The following is a 19,531-nucleotide window of genomic DNA, read 5'->3' as shown; positions in this document are numbered from 1 at the left end:
CACTTGCCTTAACCCCGCCTTAGCAGCGAAAACCCTTGCCAGTCTTTTGATCGGTGAGCCCCATGCCCAACACCCAAAACCCCGTCCGCAATGTGCTGTACATCATGTGCGATCAACTTCGCCGCGATTACCTGTCGTGCTACGGCCACCCGCATTTGCACACCCCGAACATTGATCGCTTGGCCGCCGCCGGCGTTCGCTTCAGCCGCGCCTACAGCCAAGGCACGATCTGCGGACCGTCACGGATGTCGGCCTACACCGGACGCTACGTCAGCAGTCATCAAGTGGCGTGGAACGCGGTGCCGTTACCCCTGGAAGAACTGACCGTTGGCGACTATCTGCGCCCTCACGGAGTCCGCACCGCGCTGGTCGGCAAGACTCACGCCACACCTAATATCGAGGCCCTGCAACGGCTGGCCATCGATCCCGCCAGCGCACAGGCCGAGGTGCTGAACGAAGTCGGTTTCGAGGCGTACTTACGTCACGACGGAATCTTCCCTGACGACCCGCTGTTCGACGACAAACGCGAGTCAGCGCCCTACACCCATTACCTGCGTGACCTGGGTTTCGAGGGGCGTAACCCTTGGCACGACTGGGCCAACGCGGCCGAAGGCAAAGAGGGTGAAATCCTCAGCGGCTGGAAAATGCGCAACGCCCATTTGCCCGCCAGGGTGCCCGAGGAGCATTCGGAAACGGTCTACACCACCGACCGCGCCATCGACTTCATCACCGAACAAGGTGAGCAGCGTTGGTGCCTGCACCTGTCGTACATCAAACCCCACTGGCCCTACATCGCACCCGCGCCCTATCACGCGCTGTATGGCGCAGAGCAGGTGATTGAGCCGGTGCGCGCGGCACGTGGCGAGGAAAGCGATCACCCGGTGTACAACGCCTTCCGTGAGCACGAAGAGAGTCTGAATTTTTCCAGGGACGAGGTGCGTTTGAACGTGATCCCGACCTACATGGGACTGATCAAGCAAGTCGATGATCAACTCGGACGGTTGTTCGATGTCCTCCAAAGCAGCGGTCGCTGGGACGATACCTTGATTGTGTTCACCAGCGACCACGGCGATTTCCTGGGTGACCATTACCTGGGGGAAAAAGAGTTTCTACTGGAGCCGGCCGTCGGCGTTCCGTTGATCGTGCGCGATCCGCGTCCGGAGGCTGATCTCACTCGCGGCTCGGTAGACGATCGACTAGCGGAGACCATCGATGCGTTGCCGACCTTTCTCGAGGCGTTGGGTCTGCCGAACGCTGAACACCGACTCGAAGGACGGTCACTGATCCCGCTGCTGCACGGCGTGCAAACCGACTGGCGCCGCTACGCAATCAGCGAATACGACTACGCGTTTCAAGCACCGGCCCGCGAACGACTGGCGCAGCCCATCGACCGCTGCCGCATGACCATGGTGCGCAGCGAGCGCTGGAAATACCTGTCGTATGACGGCTTTCGCCCACAGCTGTTCGACTTGCTGAATGACCCGCAGGAGCTGCGCGACCTCGGCGCTGATCCGGCGTATGCCGCGGTTCGCGAAGAACATGCGGGGTACCTTTTTGAATGGCTGCGCGGATTGAAGCGGCGCACGACCATCAGTCATCAGGAGATCGATTGGCGCGGGCAGCGGTTTCGTTATGGTGAGCCGCACACCAAGAAAGTGGTGCAGATCGGGGTGTGGTGAAAGAGCATCGCGGGCAAGCCCGCTCCCACAGAAAACGCATGACCTTGTGGGAGCTTGGCCGTGAAGGCGTCAGGTCAGACGCCGACGTTTTCAGCCCCTTTAATCGTCTGACTGCGCTGCCCAGCCACCCCTACCGGCACCTCTCCCTTGAGCGTCACCCGCCGAACGATACGGTCCTGTGTTCCATAATCATCCACCGCGTAATGCTGGGTAGAACGGTTGTCCCAGATCGCCACATCACCGGCCTTCCAACGCCAGCGCACGGTGTTTTCCAAACGGGTGACATGACTTTGCAGCAAGCCGAACAGGTGCGCCGAATCAGCGTGGGAATAGCCCTTAATGCGCTTGACGAAATGCCCCAGCAGCAAACTTTTTTCGCCGCTGATCGGGTGTACACGAACCACCGGGTGCTCGGTCTCGTAAACGGTGGACGTGAAGACCTTGCGGTAGCGCTCCAGCGTCGCCGGCGACACGTCAGGCCTGGCGCCGGCGTAGTCATATTCATTGCTGTGTACCGCCACCAGTTTTTCAGCCAGCGCTCGCAGTTCCGGCGCCAGTTCGTTGTAGGCCGCGGCCGTGTTGGCCCATAGGGTGTCGCCACCGAAGGCCGGGGCCACCACCGAGCGCAGGATCGAGGCTTTCGGATAGGCATCGACGAAGGTCACGTCGGTGTGCCACGAGTTAGCGCGCTGGCCCTCTGCGCCGTCCAGCTCCATCAGGTAACGGGTGCCTTCACGCACCGGCACCGTCGGGTGCGCCACCGGCTCACCAAGCAGATGAGCAAACGCTTCCTGGCGCTGATCGTCGAGCTGGGTCTGCTCGCGGAAGAACAGCACTTTGTATTGCACCAGCGCTTGCTGGATCGACTCGACAACGCTGGCGTCCAGTTCACCGGAAAGTTGCACGCCACGAATTTCGGCGCCGATCCGACCGGCCACCGGATGGATTTCCAACGCGTGAACTGCGGGTGTTACAGCGAAAGCGGCATTGCTCATGGTGAGACCCTCGATCGGACTGCTGACGGTTGAGCGGCAGCGAAACAACGCTCTATCTATATTCGTTTTAGATCTAATAGATATTCATATGCTTCGTTGACGGAATAAGAGCTTGCATTTAAAACCTCAACACAACCTCGTCGCAAATGCCTTCGAGCTATTTTTGGGATGCCGCAAAAGCATATGGATCTTCGCCAGTTGCGCTACTTCATCGCCCTCAACGAGCACCGCAGTTTCGTTCGCGCGGCAGACGCCATGGGCATTACTCAACCGGCGTTCAGCCGCAGTATTCAGGGGCTTGAGCAAGAGTTCGGCTGCGTACTGGTAGACCGTGGCAACAAGGATTTACGCCCCACGCCCGAGGGCCAGGTAGTGTTGCAACACGCCCTGACCCTGGTCCAGGGTGCAACACTGCTCACGGCCGAAGTGACCCGCATGACCAAGCTCGACGCCGGTGAGCTGCGCTTCGGTTGCGGGCCGGCCCCGGCGGTGAAACTGGTGCCCGATTCGGTGGCGCATTTCATCAATGCGCACCCGAAAGTACGCACCTGTTTTCAAGTGGATAACTGGGAAAGACTCAGCCGCGCACTGAGCCGTGAAGAGATCGAATTTTTTATTGCCGACATTCGCCATTTCGAAGCCGACCCTAACTTTCAGACGCAAGCGCTGACACCCAAGCGCGGGGTGTTTTTCTGCCGACCGGGACATCCACTGCTGGCCAAGGACAGCCTGTCGACCAACGACATGTTCGACTATCCGTTGGCGACCACATTGATTCCACCCGGCATCCGCAAATTGCTGGCCAACCTTAGCGGCCGGATGGACTTCTCGCCGACCATCGAGACTGAACACTTTCCGGCGCTGGTGAAAATCGTGCTGCAATCCAACGCGATTGGCGTAGGCACGGAAGAAGCGTTTATCGAGGACATCGCACGGGGTTCGCTGGCGTTGCTGCACTGGCGCAATTTGCCGCAGAACATCGACAGCATGAATGCGCGGTGCGGGATTGTCAGCCGCACCGGGTTCCGCTTGTCACCCGCCGCAAGGACGATGATTGAGACGTTGGTGGCGGTGGACAAGCGGCCAATGGGCCTCGCGGTTTAGCGACTCATCGCGGGCAAGCCCGCGAAGACATGCGCACAGCGGCTAGCGAGTCAGAGTTTCGCCGCTGTCAATTCAGGCGCCACCCAATCCGTCACCTTGAATGGCTTGCGAATCAGCTTCTGCTGCGAAGCCAGGTCCACCGCGTCCTGCAATTTCCCCAGGAACACTGGGTCCAGCGTCGAAGGAAACACCTCACTCAATTTCTGGTCCTTCAAGTCCTGCTGAAGAATCACCGGCGGATAACTCGCCAGCCCTGATACCAGCTGAATATAGGCATCCTTATGGCTGTCCTGGGTCAACCACTCCACCGCTTGCTGCTGCGCTTTCAACAGTTTCGCCACCGCTTCAGGATGCTCGTCGACAAATTTCCCGGTGCCCACCAACACACTCTGGATGCTCCCGGCGCCGCCCAGATCTTTGGTGCTCAGCGGCAACTCCGCCAGGCCCTTGGCCTGTAACGCAGTCAAATTGGAACTGCCCCAGGATGCATCGATTTGCTTGGCCGCCAGCGCCGCAACCGCGCCGTTGAAATCCAGGTTGATGACCTTCAAATCCTTTTCGCTCAAGCCCTGGCTGGCCAGTGCCGCGTCAAACGACAACTGGCTGGCGGTACCACGAAAGATCGCCACGCGCTTGCCTTTTAGGTCTTGCAAGGTCTTGATCCCCGAGCCTGGCACCACGCCCAGGTAATGCTTCACGCCTCGAGCGGACGCACTCAACAGTCGCGTATCCAGACCATTGGACTTGCCAATAATCGCCGCCAGATCGCCGAGATACGCCAGGTCTACCTGCCCATTGGCAAATGCTTCGTTGATCACCGGACCGGCGCCCTTGAAAAAACTCCATTGAATTTTGATGCCCTGATCGGCGAAAGCCTTTTCGTAAATCTGCTGGTCGCGCAGCACATCCACAACGCCACCGCCGCTGTGCTGGCTACCGGCACTGAGATCGGGCACGGCGATCCTGATTTCCTTGAGTTCGTCGGCATTGACGGTCAACGCCAGCAACCCCGCCAGGGCCGGTACGGCGAACAGACTGATGACACGTTTAAAGGGAAGGTTCATGGGTGCGGCTCCTGGTGGCGACAGCGTTGAGGAGCCGAACGTAGGCTTGATCGGAGCAAACTCATAAATACTATAAATTCACATTTTTATATCTTTTTGTTCTATGCCGACAGGGATGGGGCTCTTGGCCGTGTATGCCTAAACGGCATCGAAAATATTCTCCGAATGCATTGGATGCGTGTAGGCAGGAGGCCTTAAATGGTCTTGCTTATCTCTTAATAGAATTTATTTTAAATTTAATAGATCAAATAAACATATGTCTAAACCTGTTGAAGCGAGCCTGCTCGCGATAGCGCAGGCGCTCCCCACAACAGCAGGCCTGTCTTGCAACCCGACAACGGAGGTCACCCATGGCCCGTGTTTCCCTTCTCTGCCTGCCGCTGGTGGCGCCGCCGCTCAACGCCGCGCGTTTTTGGCCAAGCCTCAGCCAGCGAGTCTTGCCCTGGCTACTGCCCGTCAGCCTGTTCGCGCTGTGGTGGCTGGCCAGCCGGAATCACTGGATGAGCGAGCAAATCCTGCCCGCACCGGCGCTGGTCTGGAGCAGCGCGGTTGAGCTGGCCCAAGGCGAATTGTGGGGCCACCTGTGGATCAGCCTGCAACGCTTGTTCTGGGGTTTGCTCGCCGGAATCGGCGCCGGTGCGGCCCTCGGCGCGGCGCTGGGCTCCAGTCGGCTTCTGGAGCGCTTGGTGTTCCCGACCTTTGCCGGGCTGGCGCAAGTTCCAACCCTCGCCTGGATTCCACTGTTCATGGTGTTTTTCGGTATCGGCGACGTATTGAAACTGGTGGTATTGGTCAAGGCCATCGTGGTGCCGGTGACCTTGCACACGTTGGTCGGCGTGCGCGATGCACAACCCAAATTACGCGAAGCCGCTGCGGTCCTGCGCCTGCCGCCACGGTTGTTGATTCGACGCCTGGTGCTGCCCGCCGCGCTGCCCGCCTTCATGGCCGGCGTGCGCCTGGCGCTGGCGGCCGGCTGGACTTCATTGCTCGCCGTCGAACTGCTCGCGTCCAGCGAAGGCATCGGCTACCTGATGGTCTGGGCCCGGCAGTTGTTCATGCTCGATATCGTGTTTGTCTGCATCGTGGTGATCGGGTTGATCGGCGTAGCGATGGATCGCGGCATCGGTCTGCTGGATAAAAAATGGGTGTTCTGGCCACACCCGGCGACCGCCGAAATCCGCCGCGCTCCGACGTACTCGGGCTGGCAGCACCTGCAACCCTGGTTGCTGCCCTTGGCACTGCTGGCGATGTGGCAAGTGACCACCGATCAACAATGGGTCGACGCCCATATTCTGGTCAGCCCGAAGGCGGTGCTGGAAACCACGTGGCACGGCCTGCGCGACGGCACACTGATCAGCGCAATGGCCCTGAGTCTGGGCCGCACCGTCGCAGGTTTGCTGCTGGGTGGCGGTCTCGGGTTTGCGCTGGGGTTACTGCTGGGACTGTCGCACACCAGCGAACGCATCCTCGGTCCGACCCTGGCCGCCATTCGCCAGATCGCCATTTTCGCCTGGGTGCCGTTGCTCACGGCGTGGTTCGGCCTGGGCGAGTTGGCCAAGTGGGTGTTTGTCGCACTGGCGGCGTTTTTTCCGCTGTTCATCGCCACCCAACGTAGCGTCGCCAACCTCTCGCCGCAACTCACTGAAGCCGCGCAGGTGCTGCGCCTCAACCTTGGCCAACGCCTTCGCCGCTTGGTCTTGCCGGGCGCAGCACCGGGGATTTTCGCCGGGCTGCGACTGAGCCTGATCTACGCCTGGCTTGGCACCATCGGTGCCGAATATTTCATGCCGTCCAATGGCGGAATCGGCAGCCAGATGATTGGCGCCCAGCAACTGTTACGCATGGACCTGATCATGGCCGGCATGTTGCTGGTGGGCCTGACCGGCGCCCTGCTCAACCTCATTGGCCAACGCCTGGAAATCCGCGCTACCGGCTGGAGACACGTATGAACGCACCGATTGTCAGCTTCAATCACGTGGGCAAATCCTTCGACGTCGATGGCGTTGAGCTGGAGGCGATTCGTGAGTTCAACCTGGACATCGCCGAGGGCGAATTTGTCGCCATCGTCGGTTCCAGTGGCTGCGGCAAGTCCACCTTACTGCGCCTGCTGGTGGGCCTCGATACGCAGTTTCGCGGCCAGATAACCGTGGACGGCAAAGCGGTCACCGGCATCGGTGGCGAACGCGGCATTGTCTTTCAGGAGCACCGCTTGTTCCCGTGGCTGACGGTGGCCGAGAACATCGGCCTGGGCCTGGTCAATGAACCACTGAGCGCCGATCAGAAACAACAACGCATCCGTGACTTCATCGAGTTGGTCGGCCTCACCGACTTCACCCGCGCCTACCCGCACCAGCTCTCCGGCGGCATGGCACAAAGGGTGGCAATCGCTCGCGGGTTGGTCGCCAGCCCGCGAATTCTGCTGCTGGACGAACCTTTCGGCGCCCTCGACGCCCTGACGCGGCAGCAGATGCAAGACGAGCTGCTGGCGATCCGTAACCGCGCAAAAATCACCACAATCCTGGTCACTCACGATGTCGAGGAAGCGATCTTTCTCGCCGACCGCGTGGTGGTGATGGAGCCGCGTCCCGGCCGCATCAAGCAAGTGGTCGACATCGTTTTGCCGCATCCGCGACAGCGCAGCCGTTTCGACTTCCATCAACTGCGTGAAGAACTGCTGCACGAGCTCACCAGTGACGACCACTACCAACCCACGGTGGCGGCGCAGATTCGCGACCTGCCGCTGTCCTTCATTGCCTGCTGAACAGGAGATTTCTGATGCAGCAACGTCCCAACTTTCTGGTGATCCTGGCCGATGACCTGGGTTTTTCCAACATCGGTGCGTTTGGCGGTGAAACTGCTGCGCGAGGCTGGCGACCAAACGCTGATGAGCGGCAAATGGCACCTGGGCCTGAGCGCTGACCGGGCGCCGCACGCCCGTGGGTTCGAGCGTTCATTTTCGCTGTTGCCCGGGCCGGCAACCTGGCAGTTGTATGACTTGGGGAGCGATCCGGGGGAGGTTCATGATTTGGCTTTGAGTCAGCCGGAGAGGCTCAACGCCCTGATCGAGCATTGGCAAACTTACGTGGAGGAGACCGGCGTGATATTGAGCGAGTCGCCGTTTGACCAGGATTGAGGGGGCCTGCACGACCGCAATCGCGAGCGGGCTCGCTTGCTCACTGGGTCTTCAGCGGCCACACAATGTGTGAGCACGGGGAAGTCCCTGTGGACGCGAGTTGGCTCGCGATGGGCCGCTCAGACTCAACCATCACGCTTGGGCCGCACGCACCTCTTCCCTCACCGCCTCGTCCTTGCGCACAAACCGGTTAGCCCGCGCAAACGTCCCGAAATCATTGAACCGAACACCCATTTCTCGCATGACTTTATGCCCCACTGGCACGGTCATTTGGCGAATGTAAAACGGCTCCTTCACCACAAAATGGTGAATCCCGTGGCTGCTGCCGAAGTTGAAGCAAAACGCCTGCAAGGGCCACAGCCACCAAGGGTTCAGCACCTGAGTTTGCTGAATCACATTGCCCAGCTCGACATCACCGTAGTAGTGCATGTTGGAGCTGACAAAATGCAGGCAAAAAGTGCGCAACACGTTCGGCCCGATGATCACCACCGCCGCGATGTCGATCACTTGCATCACCGACAACGTGGTCGCTGACCATTCAATCGGCGCCCCCAGCAGATGGGCGATACCATTCGCGGCATGAAACCCAAGAAACACGTACCACGCGCCCCAATGCACCAGCGCCAGCGGCGCATAGACCCGCAGGGTGCGCTTGATAATGCTGAATTTGTGCGCCCAGGTTTTCGCCCGCAGCATGCGGATGAACGCTGACATCACGTTATCGCCCACCATTAACAGCCGTGCAAAACCCCAAGGCTCACCGTTGGTGATCGCACGCTCTTCCATATCGCTTTCGGTGCCGGAAACCTTGTGGTGATTGAGGTGCAGATGCCGGCGAATCCATGGATTGATCGTGCTCGGCCGTGCCAGCCAGACCAGGCCCAACATGAGGTTGTGCGGGATGCGTTGTTTGCGAAAGTACATGCTGTGGATCAGATCATGCTCCAACTCATGGGTCAAAGACGCGAAAAAACCGTTCAGCAGCAGGCATGCCCACCACGCAATGTGCCCGGTGATGTACAGCGCTGCCGAACCGATCATTCCCGCCAGCGCAAAGGTCAGAATGCCCACGCCAAGCGCGTCCTGATGCTTGAGAAGTGGGTAGCGCTGCCGCAGTTCGACCCCCTTGGCCAGCACCACTTCGCGAATATGTGCTGATCGCTGGGCTGCATTCAGTCGCTGGGGACTTGCAGAAGTACCGTCCATGCTTCCATCCTCGGGTTTAGAGGTTCACATCCTGCCTTGTGAAGGCTGACAACGGGGTAGCCGTGAACGCCAATCTGTTGACCGGAAGCGCCAATCAGCATGACTGAACCGACCTCCCTCGCCAGCTGGACCCGCGCCCTGCGCAAGCAACTCGATGCCCTGGGCCTGGACAGCATCGGCCTGTGCCAACAGGCCGGACTCGACCCGCACCTGATGGACGACCCGAACGCACGCTACCCTTTGTCCGGCACCACGCGTCTGTGGGAACTCGCGGTACAGGCCAGCGGCGACCCGGCAATTGGCCTGCGGGTGTCGCGCTTCGTCAGCCCCACCACGTTCCATGCGCTCGGTTATGCGCTGGTCGCCAGCGGCAGCCTTAGGGAAGTGTTTGAACGGATCGTGCGTTATCACCAGGTGGTCAGCGATGCCCTGGAGCTGAAATTGACCCGTACCGAGGACCGCTATACCTTTCGCCTGCAAGTCCCGGTCGGCAACCTCGCCCCGGCGCTCGAAGCCATCGACGCCTTTGCCGCCATTTACGTGCGCACCTGCCGCAATCGCCTGGGCCGTGATTACGCGCCGCTGGCCGTCTATCTGCGCCGGCCGGAACCGGCGGACCCACACCCTTGGCACAAGGTCTTCCGGGCGCCGGTGTACTTTGCTGCCGACGAAGACCGGCTGGAGTTTTCCCTGGCGGATTTCGACAGCCACCTGGACGACGCTAATCCCGAACTGGCACAACACAACGAAACCGTGCTCAAGCGTACATTGGCGCAACTCAAGCTTTTGACGTGGGAGCGCAAGGTGCGCGATGCCATTGAAGAGCAGTTGCCCGAAGGCGAACCCAGTGCCGAACGCATCGCCCAGACCCTGCATCTGAGCCTGCGCAGCCTGCAACGGCATCTGGCGGACGAGGGCTGTCGGTTCGATACGCTGCTCAACGAAAGCCGCGAAAATTTAGCGCTGCTGCACCTGCGTGATCCGCAGTGTTCGTTGAGTGAGATCAGTTATCTGCTGGGGTTTGCGGACACCAGCAGCTTCAGCCGTGCCTTCAAACGCTGGACCGGGATGACGCCGGGACAGTTTCGGGATGGCTTGCGCTGACGCACCGGTGTGGACGGGTCTGCTCGCCAAGCAATTTTTCAGACACCGTAGAAATCGCTCAACGCCCCCGATCCCGCCGCAACAACTTACGTACCCGCATCACCAGCTCACTCATGGCAAACGGTTTGAGCAGGTAATCATCCTCATGCAGCTCAAGCCCGCGCAGACGATCTTCGATGCCGTCCTTGGTGGTGAGGAACAGCACCGGCGTTTCGCCGAGTTTGCGGATCTGTTGCTGCAACTGCCAGCCGTTCAGCCCCGGCAGCATGACGTCGAGGATGATCAACTCATACTCGCCGGACTCGATAAATCGCCGGCCGTCCATACCATTGAGCGCCACATCCACCGAATAACTCGCTTCGCTCAAGCCGCTGGCCAGGGCCTTGGCGACTTCAGGTTCGTCTTCCACTAACAGGACACGCATGGCACACCTCAATTTTTCAGAGGTACAGGCTAGGCGCGTTCGGCCCGATTGCCCATTACAAACTTGTAATCGTGCTGACGGTGTTCTGCAAAAATGCCGGGATAAGGTGGCGCCGTGATTTTCGGAGCCTGCCCATGTTGTTCAAAACCCTCGCCCTGAGCCTTGCCGCCGGCCTGACCGGCAGCGCGTTCGCGGCCACTGATTTACCGCGCCACGCGGACCTCGACCTGCGGACCGCACGCCTGCTGGCCGATGCCACGCTGGCCAGTTGCACAGGCACAGTCTCGGTGCTGGATCGCGGCGGTAATCTGCTAGTGACCCTGCGCGCCGACGGCATCGGCCCGCACAATACCGTCGCCAGTCAGCGCAAGGCCTACACCGCGCTGTCGACCAAAACCCCGACTCGGTTGTTCGCCCAACGCGCGCGCAGCAACCCTGAAACCGCCAACCTCAACACCCTCCACGAATTGCTCTTGCTGGGCGGCGGCGTACCGCTGTTTGCCGGCGATGAACTAGTGGGCGCGCTCGGCGTGGCCGGTTCCGGCGGTGGCGAGCAAGACGAAAACTGCGCGATCAAAGCGACCGAGTCTGTCGGCCTGCGGACCAACCAACTCAACTCAGGAGAACGACCATGAACACCCTGCGCATGACCCTCGCCGCCCTAGGCCTCAGCAGCCTGACAAGCTTGGCGTTTGCGGCCGGCAATCCTTTAAGCGTGCATGTACTCAACCTGGAAAACGGCCTGCCTTCAGCGGGCATCAACGTCACCCTTGAAAAACACGTCGGCCAGCATTGGCAGCCGCTGGCGGAGGGCATCACCAACGAACAAGGGCGCATTGCTGAGCTGTACCCGGCCAAACAGCCGTTCGAGGCGGGGGAGTATCGGGTGGTGTTCAAGACGGGTGACTACTTCAAAAAGACCAGACATGAGACGTTTTTTCCGGAAATACCGGTGATTTTTGAAGTGAAGCAAACGGATCAGCATTACCACATCCCGCTGCTGCTTAGCCCCTATGGTTTCTCGACCTATCGCGGTTCCTAGACCCACCCCCCATTTCTGAGTGCAGCCTGATCGCGATAGCCTCCTGTCGTTCGACAGCCATGTCGAGTGGCCCGACCCATCGCGAACAGCTCGCTCACACAGAGGCTTTGCAATGAAGCCTAGAGCGTGGCCAGTGCCCGCAATCGCTCGGCGTCCAGTATTTGGATCTCCCCATACCCCAGACCGATAATCCCCTGCCCCTCTAACGCCTTGAGAATCTGGTTCGTGGTCTGGCGTGACAACGACAGCATCGAGGCCAACTGCTCCTGTGGCAGTTGCAGCACCCTCCTTGGCGAATCAGTCTCACCATAGCCATCGGCAATCATCAGCAAGCGATGGGCCAATCGTGCTGGCGCGGGCATCAGGCTCAGTTGTTCGAGGTTGATGAACGTCAGGCGCAGTTTTTGGCTCATCAACAACGCCACGTGCCGCCAGTACAGCGGTTGCTCATCGAGCATCTTCAACAGCGCCGCTTGCGATACATGCAGCAGGATGCAATGGCCCATGCCGATCGCATCGTGGGTACGTGGCTGACCATCGAACAGGCAGATTTCGCCGAACCAGTGCGGCGACTCTACCCGGCTCAGCAGCGCCTCTTTGCCCTGCCCACTGACGGCGCCTATGCTCACTGCACCTTCAAGTACCGCGTACAGGCCGCACGGCGGGTCACCGCGTTTGAACAGCCGCTGCCCCGCCGACAAGCGCCGCACCCGGGCTGCCGCCAGCAAGCCGTCCTGAAAAGGCACCGGTAGATGGCTGAACCACTGGCCGCTCATCAGGCTTGGACGCCAGACCTGCATATCCATAAAAACTCCTAAAGACTGTCGCCTGCCCGACAGAGCGAACAGCGAACCCGGTGCATGATCAATCACCCTACAGGAGGAATAACAATGAAAAGCCTCGTTGACCATCTCAGTCAATACGCCGCCTACCACCGTGACCCGCGCAACATCGCCAGCCACTTCATCGGCATTCCACTGATCGTGGTGGCGGTGGCGGTGCTGCTATCACGGCCACAATGGCCGTTGGCTGGGGTATGGCTGTCACCGGCGATTTTTTTGGCGTTGGCTTCGGCGTGGTTTTACCTGCGACTGGAATGGCGACTCGGGGCGCTGATGACGGTACTGCTCGGCCTGTCCGTGTGGCTAGGTCACGTGCTTGCGCAGCAAGGCACGATGCTCTGGTTGAGCAGCGGCGTGGCACTGTTTGTGATCGGCTGGGCGATCCAGTTTGTCGGCCATCACTACGAAGGGCGCAAACCGGCGTTTGTCGATGACGTAACGGGGTTAATCGTCGGGCCGCTGTTTGTGGTGGCCGAATTGGCGTTTTTGCTGGGATTGCGGCACGACCTCAAAGAGCAGATCGAGGCGCGCGCGGGTTTGGTGCGGGTCAATCCGAAGCGTGCGGCTGTTTAGGCCTAAATCACCAGCAGGCTGGCTGCCACAGGGGATCTATGGCGTACATAGATCCCCTGTCGGAACGAGCCTGCTCGCGAAGCGTTTGATCTCAGGCTTTCTGCCAGACCTTCGGTTTGAAGAACAATGTCTCACCCTTGGCCAACCCGACCAGGCTGTCGTGATCCTTCACCACTTCGGCCTCGATCAGCTCGCTCTGGCCTTCAACCTTCAACGTCACCCGCGTCGTTGCGCCCAGTGGGCGAATATCGCGCACCTCAGCGCTATGGTGGTCCTCCAGTTCATGCCGCGACAGCGACACCTCATGCGGACGGAACAGCACGTGCTGGTCGTCGCCTAGATGCAGACGGTTCGAATCCCCCAGGAAGTGATAAACGAAGTCACTGGCCGGACTCTCGTACACCTCACCCGGTGAGCCAATCTGTTCAATCACACCTTTGTTCATCACCACGATACGGTCGGCGACTTCCATGGCCTCCTCCTGGTCATGGGTCACAAACACCGAGGTCAGGTTGATGTCTTCGTGCAGCCGCGCCAACCAGCGGCGCAGCTCTTTACGAACCTTGGCGTCGAGGGCGCCGAAGGGTTCATCCAGCAGCAGCACTTTGGGCTCGACCGCCAGGGCACGGGCCAAGGCAATACGTTGACGCTGACCGCCAGAGAGTTGCTCCGGGTAGCGATCCGACAGCCAGTCCAGTTGCACCATGTTCAGCAGTTCATGAACTTTGAGCGCAATCTGGCTTTCGCTCGGGCGCTGGTTTTTCGGCTTCATACGCAAGCCGAACGCAACGTTGTCGAACACCGTCATGTGGCGAAACAGGGCGTAGTGCTGAAACACGAAACCGACATTGCGGTCGCGCACATCGTGACCGGATACGTCTTCACCGTGGAACACGATGCTGCCCTGGTCCGGGGTTTCCAGGCCGGCAATGATCCGCAACAGCGTGGTCTTGCCGCAACCGGACGGCCCCAGCAGCGCCACCAGCTCGCCGCTTTGAATGTCCAGGCTGATGTTGTCCAGCGCTTTGAACGCGTTGAAATTCTTGCTGACGTTGCGCACTTCGATCGACATGACTTATTCCTCCGCGGCGCTGGCGCGCAGGCGGTTAATACGGGATTCGCTCCACTGCTTGAGCAGCAGGATGAAGAGCGCCAGGATCAGCAACAGGCTCGCCACGGCGAACGCGGCCACGTGGTTGTATTCGTTGTAGAGAATCTCGACGTGCAGCGGCAAGGTGTTGGTCACCCCGCGGATGTGCCCGGACACCACTGACACCGCGCCGAATTCACCCATGGCCCGTGCCGTACACAGCACCACGCCGTAGATCAGGCCCCATTTGATATTCGGCACGGTGACGTGCCAGAACATTTGCCAGCCATTGGCGCCGAGCAGTCGCGCGGCCTCCTCTTCCTGGGTGCCCTGTTCCTGCATCAGCGGGATCAGTTCACGTGCCACGAACGGCACGGTAACAAAGATCGTCGCCAGCACGATGCCCGGAAGGGCGAAGACGATCTGGATGTCGTGATCCTGTAACCACGGGCCAAAGAAGCCCTGCGCACCGAACATCAACACATAGACCAGACCGGCGATCACGGGCGACACCGAGAAAGGCAGGTCGATCAGTGTCACCAACATGCTCTTGCCGCGAAACGAATACTTGCTGACACACCACGCGGCACTGACGCCAAATACCACGTTCAGCGGTACGGAGATCAGTACGGCGAAGACCGTCAGTTTCAGCGCCGACAGCGCATCCGGTTCAAAAATCGCGGCGAAAAATGCCCCCAGGCCAAGCTTCAGCCCCTGGGACACAACAATGAACAATGGCAGCAACAGAAATAGCGCAAATATCAGCCAGCCGAGGCTGATGAGGATTCGACGTGAGAGCGCACTGCCACGGCGGGCGGCGTTCGAGGACGCCGCAGAAATTGATGATTGGGACATGTTCAGCGCCTCCTTATGGGGTTTCGATGCGTCGTTGCAGCAAATTGATCAGCAGCAACAGAACAAAGGAAACCACCAGCATCATCACGCCGATGGAAGTGGCGCCGGTGTAATCGTACTGGTCCAGTTTGACCATGATCAGCAACGGCAAAATCTCGGTTTTCATCGGCATGTTGCCGGCGATGAAAATCACCGATCCGTACTCGCCAACACCACGGGCGAAGGCCAGGGCAAACCCGGTCAGCCAGGCGGGTAACAGCGCGGGCACTAAAATGTAGCGGAACACCTGCCACGGCTTGGCACCGAGGCAGGCCGCCGCTTCTTCGATTTCACGCGGGATGTCCGCCAGTACCGGCTGCACCGTGCGCACCACGAACGGCAAGGTGACGAAGGTCAGTGCCAGGGTGATGCCAAGCGGGGTATACGCAATCTTGAAACCCAGGTCCGCGGCAAACTGCCCGACCAGTCCGTTCGGCGCGTACAACGCCGTAAGCGCGATACCGGCCACGGCCGTTGGCAGGGCAAACGGCAGGTCGATCATCGCGTCGATAATCTTGCGACCGGGGAAGGTATAGCGCACCAGCACCCAGGCCAGCAACGTGCCAATAACGCCGTTGATGATCGCGGCATACAGCGCCGTGCCGAAGCTCAACTTCAACGCCGCCAGCACCCGTGGCGCCGAGATGATCGCCCAGAACTGATCCCAGGTAAGTTGGGCGGCGTGTACAAACATCGCCGCCAGTGGAATGAGCACAATCAGACTGAGGTACACCAAGGTGTAGCCCAGCGTCAGCCCGAAGCCGGGTATGACGGGGGAGATACGACGCGACATAGAAGTCCTTGGTTGAGAACGCGCAAAGCCCCGACGGTTAAATCGGGGCTCGTTTAGGGCTGTTGCAGGTTACTGCGCCTGGTAAATCTGGTCGAACACGCCACCGTCATTGAAGAACTTCGGCTGCGCTGTTTTCCAGCCACCGAAGTCCTTGTCGATGGTCACCAGGTCCAGTGTCGGGAACTGCTTGGCGTACTTGGCGGCCACGTCCTTGTCACGTGGACGGTAGAAGTTTTTCGCGGCGATTTCCTGCCCAGCTGGGCTGTACAGGTGCTTGAGGTACGCTTCGGCGATCTCGGTGTTGCCCTTTTTCTCGGCGTTCTTGTCCACCACCGCCACCGGCGGCTCGGCAAGAATCGACAGCGACGGCACGACGATGTCGAACTTATCGGCCCCCCCGTCCTCTTTCAGCGCCAGGAACGCTTCGTTTTCCCACGCCAGCAACACGTCGCCCTGACCGTTGTTGACGAAGGTGATGGTCGAGCCGCGAGCACCGGTATCCAGCACGGGGACATGCTTGAACAGGGTTTGTACGTATTCTTTGGCTTTGCCTTCGTCACCGCCGTTGGCTTTCAGGCCATAGGCCCACGCCGCCAGAAAATTCCAGCGCGCACCGCCAGACGTTTTGGGGTTTGGCGTGATGACTTCAACGCCATTCTTGGTCAGGTCACCCCAATCCTTGATCCCTTTCGGGTTGCCCTTGCGCACTAGAAACACGATGGTCGAGGTGTAAGGCGTGCTCGCATCCGGCAGACGCTTCTGCCAGTCGACCGGCAGGGTCTTGCCGAGTTTGGCGATTTCGTCGATGTCACCGGCCAGGGCCAGGGTCACTACATCAGCTCGTAAACCATCAATTACCGCTCGACCTTGCTTGCCCGAACCACCGTGAGACTGCTGGATTTTTACGCTGTCGCCCGCGTGGTCTTTCTGCCAGAACTTAACGAATTCAGCGTTGTAGTCCTGGTACAACTCGCGAGTCGGGTCGTAAGACACATTGAGCAGCTCGTAATCCTTGGCAACCGCAGAACCTGCAAAAAGGGCGCTGGCCAACGCGGCCAAGGCAAAATGACGAATCGACGACATGGTGAAGCTCCTGGAATTCTGGGGGTGCTGGCTTTTCTTATGGCGTTCTACTATCTGGGCTGCCGCGTTCGGACGATCTTTTCAAGTGGGTTTGTGGCTGGGGTTCTGCAAACGGAATTTTTCTTTGCGTTCGATCTGGACCACTTGGGCGTTATGCACCGTGATCTCCACCGCGCCAAAGCGCAGGTCGCGCAACGCGCTCTGGATCTCACGCAAAATAGTTGCTTCGTCCTGGCCGTCAACGCTACGTAGGGATGCGCTCATGGTGCTGCTCCTTTGCTGAGAGGTTGCCTGGCAGTGGCGGCACTGCTTGCGGCGTGGGAGCAATAATAGGCAGGCGCAGATATTCTTAAAAAGACTATTTAAGAATGTTTATATAACCAGAAAGCATTATTTGACGAAGCAATGGCTTGCGCAGCATTTCAAGCCTCATCGTTGCCGCTCGTGGGAGCGATCATCGCGACCGCCACCGAGGCGGACCACTCCAGCTGTTCAGCCGGCACCGGCCTTCCGAACCGATAGCCCTGCCCTAAATCACAATCGTGTTCGAGCAAAAAGTCGGCCTGCTCAGCCTGCTCAATGCCCTCGGCATGCACCTGCATCCCCATACTCTTGGCCAGGGCGATGATCACCCGCACGATCGCCGCATCATCCTCATCCCACGGCAACCCGGCGACAAAACCCTGGTCGATCTTGAGCTTCTGCACCGGCAAACGCTTGAGCCGCAGCAGTGACGAATACCCCGTCCCAAAATCATCGATGGCCAATCGCACGCCCAACTCACGCAGACGGTGCATTTGCTCGAGGGCCACTTCCGGGTCTTCCATTACCGCACTTTCGGTGACTTCCAGCTCCAGGTAGGCCGGGTCCAGCCCCGTTTCGTCCAGCACGTGTGCTACCTGCTGATACAACTCGCGGCGGGCGAACAGGCGTGACGAAACGTTTACCGCGATAAATGACAGCCCCACACCGACGGCTTGCCACTGGCACATCTGTCGACAGGCCTGGTGCATCACCCAGCTATCGATCTCGGCAATCAAACCGGTGCGTTCGGCGATCGGAATGAATTCTGCCGGAGAAACCAGCCCGCGCTGCGGATGCTCCCAACGCACGAGGGCCTCGACGCCCATCAAACGACAGGTTTTAAGGTCGTGGACCGGCTGGTAGTAAACCCGCAGCTCTTGCTGCTCCATGGCACGACGTAATTCGAACGCAAGCTCGACGCGCTGCTGGGCATGGGCGGTCAATTCTTCGGTGTAGAGGGCGTAGCCATTGCGCCCACTGCTCTTAGCCTTGAACAGCGCCGAGTCAGCGTTGCGTAATAATTGCTCGGCGCTCAAGGCGTCACTGGGAAACAGACTGATACCGACGCTGGCGTTGATAAACAACTGATGCCCATCGATCTCGAACAATTCCTTGAGGCCGTCGAGGATGCGTTGCGCCAACGCGGCAGCCTGCACCAGTTGCGAGCAGCTTTCGGCCAACACCGCGAACTCATCGCCTCCCAGTCGAGCCAGGGTAATGCCGGGGCCGAACATGGCTTGCAGACGTCGGGAAACGGCCTTGAGCAACTGATCGCCGACGTTATGTCCGAGGCTGTCATTGATCATCTTGAAGTGGTCCAGATCGATCATCAGCAACGCACACCCACGCTTATGGATCTGCGCCGACGCCAGGGCCTGAGCGGCGCGATCTGTAAACAGCAGGCGATTGGGCAGGTCGGTGAGCGGGTCGTGATGGGCCAGGTGCGTCAGTTCGTGCTCGGAATCCTTGATCGCGCTAATGTCGGAAAACACCGCCACATACTGACTGGGACGTCCTTGATCGTCGTGAATGATGCGGATCGTCTGCCACTGCGGGTAAATCTCGCCGCTTTTACGCCGATTCCAGATTTCTCCACTCCACTCGCCTGTGCTATCGAGGCTGGCGAACATCGCCTGGTAAAAATCCGCAGGGTGGTGCCCGGACTTGAACAGACTGGGCTGCTGTCCCAGCACTTCCTCACGCTGGTAACCGGTGATTTCCATGAATGCCCGGTTCACATGGATGATCAGCCCTTTGTTATTGGTCACCAGCACACCTTCGCGGGTGCAATCGAAGACCGCTGCCGCCTGGCGCAGGCGCTCCCGATCCTCATGCCGCTCGCGCAATTTGGCGCCGATCCCCAGGCAGCGGAACAGTCGTGCCCGAGCGATAAAAATCAATCCGGCGCTGAACACCACCCAGGCGTAACCGTTGATCAGTTGCCATCGCAACAATTCAGCGGAGCTATCGAAGAAACTGTTCAATAAATAGCCACTAAACTGCAGCCAAGCCACAGAAAGCACTAGGTAAAGCAGCGCAGCACGCAGGGCATCACGATATGTGGCTGACATTAGGCCGTCCATGTCCCTACAAAAAAGTTGGGATTATAGATGAAAGAAACATCCAGCCACTCTTATCTGAAAGAGCGACTGGTTTTATCTGTGCGCTTAGTGATAATGCAACGGCTGTTTTTTCTTTTTC

The 19,531-nt window shown here is 59.4% G+C and carries 19 protein-coding genes and 2 pseudogenes; 10 read left to right on the top strand and 11 right to left on the bottom strand.

Translation table 11 applies throughout. The features are described 5' to 3' along the window. The first annotated feature begins 62 nt into the window (after positions 1-62). Positions 63-1,679 carry an alkaline phosphatase family protein gene (locus tag RHM68_RS00410; RefSeq protein ID WP_322219993.1) on the top strand — a complete coding sequence of 539 codons (1,617 nt, stop codon included), beginning with the start codon at positions 63-65 and terminating at the stop codon, positions 1,677-1,679. A gap of 74 nt (positions 1,680-1,753) precedes the next feature. Here the strand turns inward: RHM68_RS00410 and RHM68_RS00405 are convergent, their stop codons facing one another. Further along, a complete protein-coding gene (locus RHM68_RS00405; RefSeq protein WP_322219992.1) occupies positions 1,754-2,674 on the bottom strand; it encodes a TauD/TfdA family dioxygenase in 921 nt (306 codons plus the stop codon). Between the two features lie 183 nt (positions 2,675-2,857). Between RHM68_RS00405 and RHM68_RS00400 the strand changes: the two genes are divergently transcribed. Next, positions 2,858-3,778 carry a LysR family transcriptional regulator gene (locus RHM68_RS00400; protein ID WP_322223635.1) on the top strand — a complete coding sequence of 307 codons (921 nt, stop codon included), beginning with the start codon at positions 2,858-2,860 and terminating at the stop codon, positions 3,776-3,778. Between the two features lie 50 nt (positions 3,779-3,828). Here RHM68_RS00400 and RHM68_RS00395 read toward each other — a convergent pair whose 3' ends face one another. Continuing rightward, positions 3,829-4,842, bottom strand: a complete 1,014-nt coding sequence (locus RHM68_RS00395; protein WP_322219991.1) for an ABC transporter substrate-binding protein — start codon at positions 4,840-4,842, stop codon at positions 3,829-3,831. A gap of 350 nt (positions 4,843-5,192) precedes the next feature. Here RHM68_RS00395 and RHM68_RS00390 point away from each other — a divergent pair, with 350 nt between their 5' ends. The 4 genes and pseudogenes from RHM68_RS00390 to RHM68_RS00380 all read left to right on the top strand — a co-directional run. Further along, the gene (locus RHM68_RS00390; RefSeq protein ID WP_322219990.1) at positions 5,193-6,791 is read left to right on the top strand and encodes an ABC transporter permease; all 1,599 of its coding nucleotides are present in this window, start codon (positions 5,193-5,195) and stop codon (positions 6,789-6,791) included. After that, the gene (locus tag RHM68_RS00385) at positions 6,788-7,603 is read left to right on the top strand and encodes an ABC transporter ATP-binding protein (RefSeq protein WP_322219989.1); all 816 of its coding nucleotides are present in this window, start codon (positions 6,788-6,790) and stop codon (positions 7,601-7,603) included. Before RHM68_RS00390 ends, RHM68_RS00385 begins: the two co-directional genes overlap by 4 nt. A gap of 14 nt (positions 7,604-7,617) precedes the next feature. Next, positions 7,618-7,819 (top strand): annotated as a pseudogene (locus RHM68_RS26555) (hypothetical protein); the annotation flags it as partial. Further along, a pseudogene (locus tag RHM68_RS00380) lies at positions 7,811-7,975 on the top strand (arylsulfatase); the annotation flags it as partial. The pseudogenes RHM68_RS26555 and RHM68_RS00380, both read left to right, overlap by 9 nt. 132 nt (positions 7,976-8,107) lie before the next feature. On the opposite strand, the gene RHM68_RS00375 reads toward RHM68_RS00380, so the two are convergent. Continuing rightward, complete coding sequence (locus tag RHM68_RS00375) at positions 8,108-9,181, bottom strand: fatty acid desaturase (RefSeq protein WP_322219988.1); 1,074 nt, start codon at positions 9,179-9,181, stop codon at positions 8,108-8,110. A 99-nt stretch (positions 9,182-9,280) separates the two neighbouring features. Between RHM68_RS00375 and RHM68_RS00370 the strand changes: the two genes are divergently transcribed. After that, complete coding sequence (locus tag RHM68_RS00370; RefSeq protein WP_322219987.1) at positions 9,281-10,285, top strand: AraC family transcriptional regulator; 1,005 nt, start codon at positions 9,281-9,283, stop codon at positions 10,283-10,285. 58 nt (positions 10,286-10,343) lie between these two features. Here RHM68_RS00370 and RHM68_RS00365 read toward each other — a convergent pair whose 3' ends face one another. Then, on the bottom strand, positions 10,344-10,709 hold the full coding sequence (locus tag RHM68_RS00365; RefSeq protein ID WP_322219986.1) for a response regulator: 366 nt from the start codon (positions 10,707-10,709) through the stop codon (positions 10,344-10,346). Between the two features lie 134 nt (positions 10,710-10,843). Between RHM68_RS00365 and RHM68_RS00360 the strand changes: the two genes are divergently transcribed. Together RHM68_RS00360 and uraH are read left to right on the top strand one after the other, a co-directional pair. After that, positions 10,844-11,344, top strand: coding sequence for a heme-binding protein (locus tag RHM68_RS00360; protein ID WP_322219985.1), 501 nt, complete (start codon positions 10,844-10,846; stop codon positions 11,342-11,344). Then, entirely contained in the window at positions 11,341-11,751 is a 411-nt protein-coding gene (gene uraH, locus RHM68_RS00355) for a hydroxyisourate hydrolase (RefSeq protein WP_322219984.1), read from the top strand. Before RHM68_RS00360 ends, uraH begins: the two co-directional genes overlap by 4 nt. A 119-nt stretch (positions 11,752-11,870) precedes the next feature. On the opposite strand, the gene RHM68_RS00350 is transcribed toward uraH, so the two are convergent. Further along, entirely contained in the window at positions 11,871-12,557 is a 687-nt protein-coding gene (locus RHM68_RS00350; RefSeq protein ID WP_322219983.1) for a Crp/Fnr family transcriptional regulator, read from the bottom strand. A gap of 84 nt (positions 12,558-12,641) precedes the next feature. Between RHM68_RS00350 and RHM68_RS00345 the strand changes: the two genes are divergently transcribed. Then, on the top strand, positions 12,642-13,166 hold the full coding sequence (locus RHM68_RS00345; protein WP_322219982.1) for a DUF962 domain-containing protein: 525 nt from the start codon (positions 12,642-12,644) through the stop codon (positions 13,164-13,166). A 91-nt stretch (positions 13,167-13,257) separates the two neighbouring features. Here RHM68_RS00345 and RHM68_RS00340 read toward each other — a convergent pair whose 3' ends face one another. The 6 genes from RHM68_RS00340 to dibA form a co-directional block, all read right to left on the bottom strand. Then, entirely contained in the window at positions 13,258-14,238 is a 981-nt protein-coding gene (locus RHM68_RS00340) for a sulfate ABC transporter ATP-binding protein (RefSeq protein WP_322219981.1), read from the bottom strand. 3 nt (positions 14,239-14,241) lie between these two features. Continuing rightward, positions 14,242-15,111, bottom strand: a complete 870-nt coding sequence (gene cysW / locus RHM68_RS00335) for a sulfate ABC transporter permease subunit CysW (RefSeq protein WP_322219980.1) — start codon at positions 15,109-15,111, stop codon at positions 14,242-14,244. 13 nt (positions 15,112-15,124) lie between these two features. Continuing rightward, positions 15,125-15,943, bottom strand: a complete 819-nt coding sequence (gene cysT, locus RHM68_RS00330) for a sulfate ABC transporter permease subunit CysT (protein ID WP_322219979.1) — start codon at positions 15,941-15,943, stop codon at positions 15,125-15,127. A gap of 69 nt (positions 15,944-16,012) precedes the next feature. Further along, positions 16,013-17,026 carry a sulfate ABC transporter substrate-binding protein gene (locus RHM68_RS00325; RefSeq protein ID WP_322219978.1) on the bottom strand — a complete coding sequence of 338 codons (1,014 nt, stop codon included), beginning with the start codon at positions 17,024-17,026 and terminating at the stop codon, positions 16,013-16,015. 81 nt (positions 17,027-17,107) lie between these two features. Beyond that, positions 17,108-17,290 carry a sulfur starvation response protein OscA gene (gene oscA, locus RHM68_RS00320; RefSeq protein WP_322219977.1) on the bottom strand — a complete coding sequence of 61 codons (183 nt, stop codon included), beginning with the start codon at positions 17,288-17,290 and terminating at the stop codon, positions 17,108-17,110. Between the two features lie 158 nt (positions 17,291-17,448). Continuing rightward, on the bottom strand, positions 17,449-19,401 hold the full coding sequence (dibA, locus tag RHM68_RS00315; protein WP_322219976.1) for a phosphodiesterase DibA: 1,953 nt from the start codon (positions 19,399-19,401) through the stop codon (positions 17,449-17,451). Positions 19,402-19,531 lie beyond the last annotated feature (130 nt).

The organism is Pseudomonas sp. DC1.2 (genome assembly GCF_034351645.1).
GTDB lineage: Bacteria > Pseudomonadota > Gammaproteobacteria > Pseudomonadales > Pseudomonadaceae > Aquipseudomonas.
The sequence above is the reverse complement of the archived record's forward strand: the minus strand, read 5'-3'. Positions and strand labels throughout refer to the sequence as shown.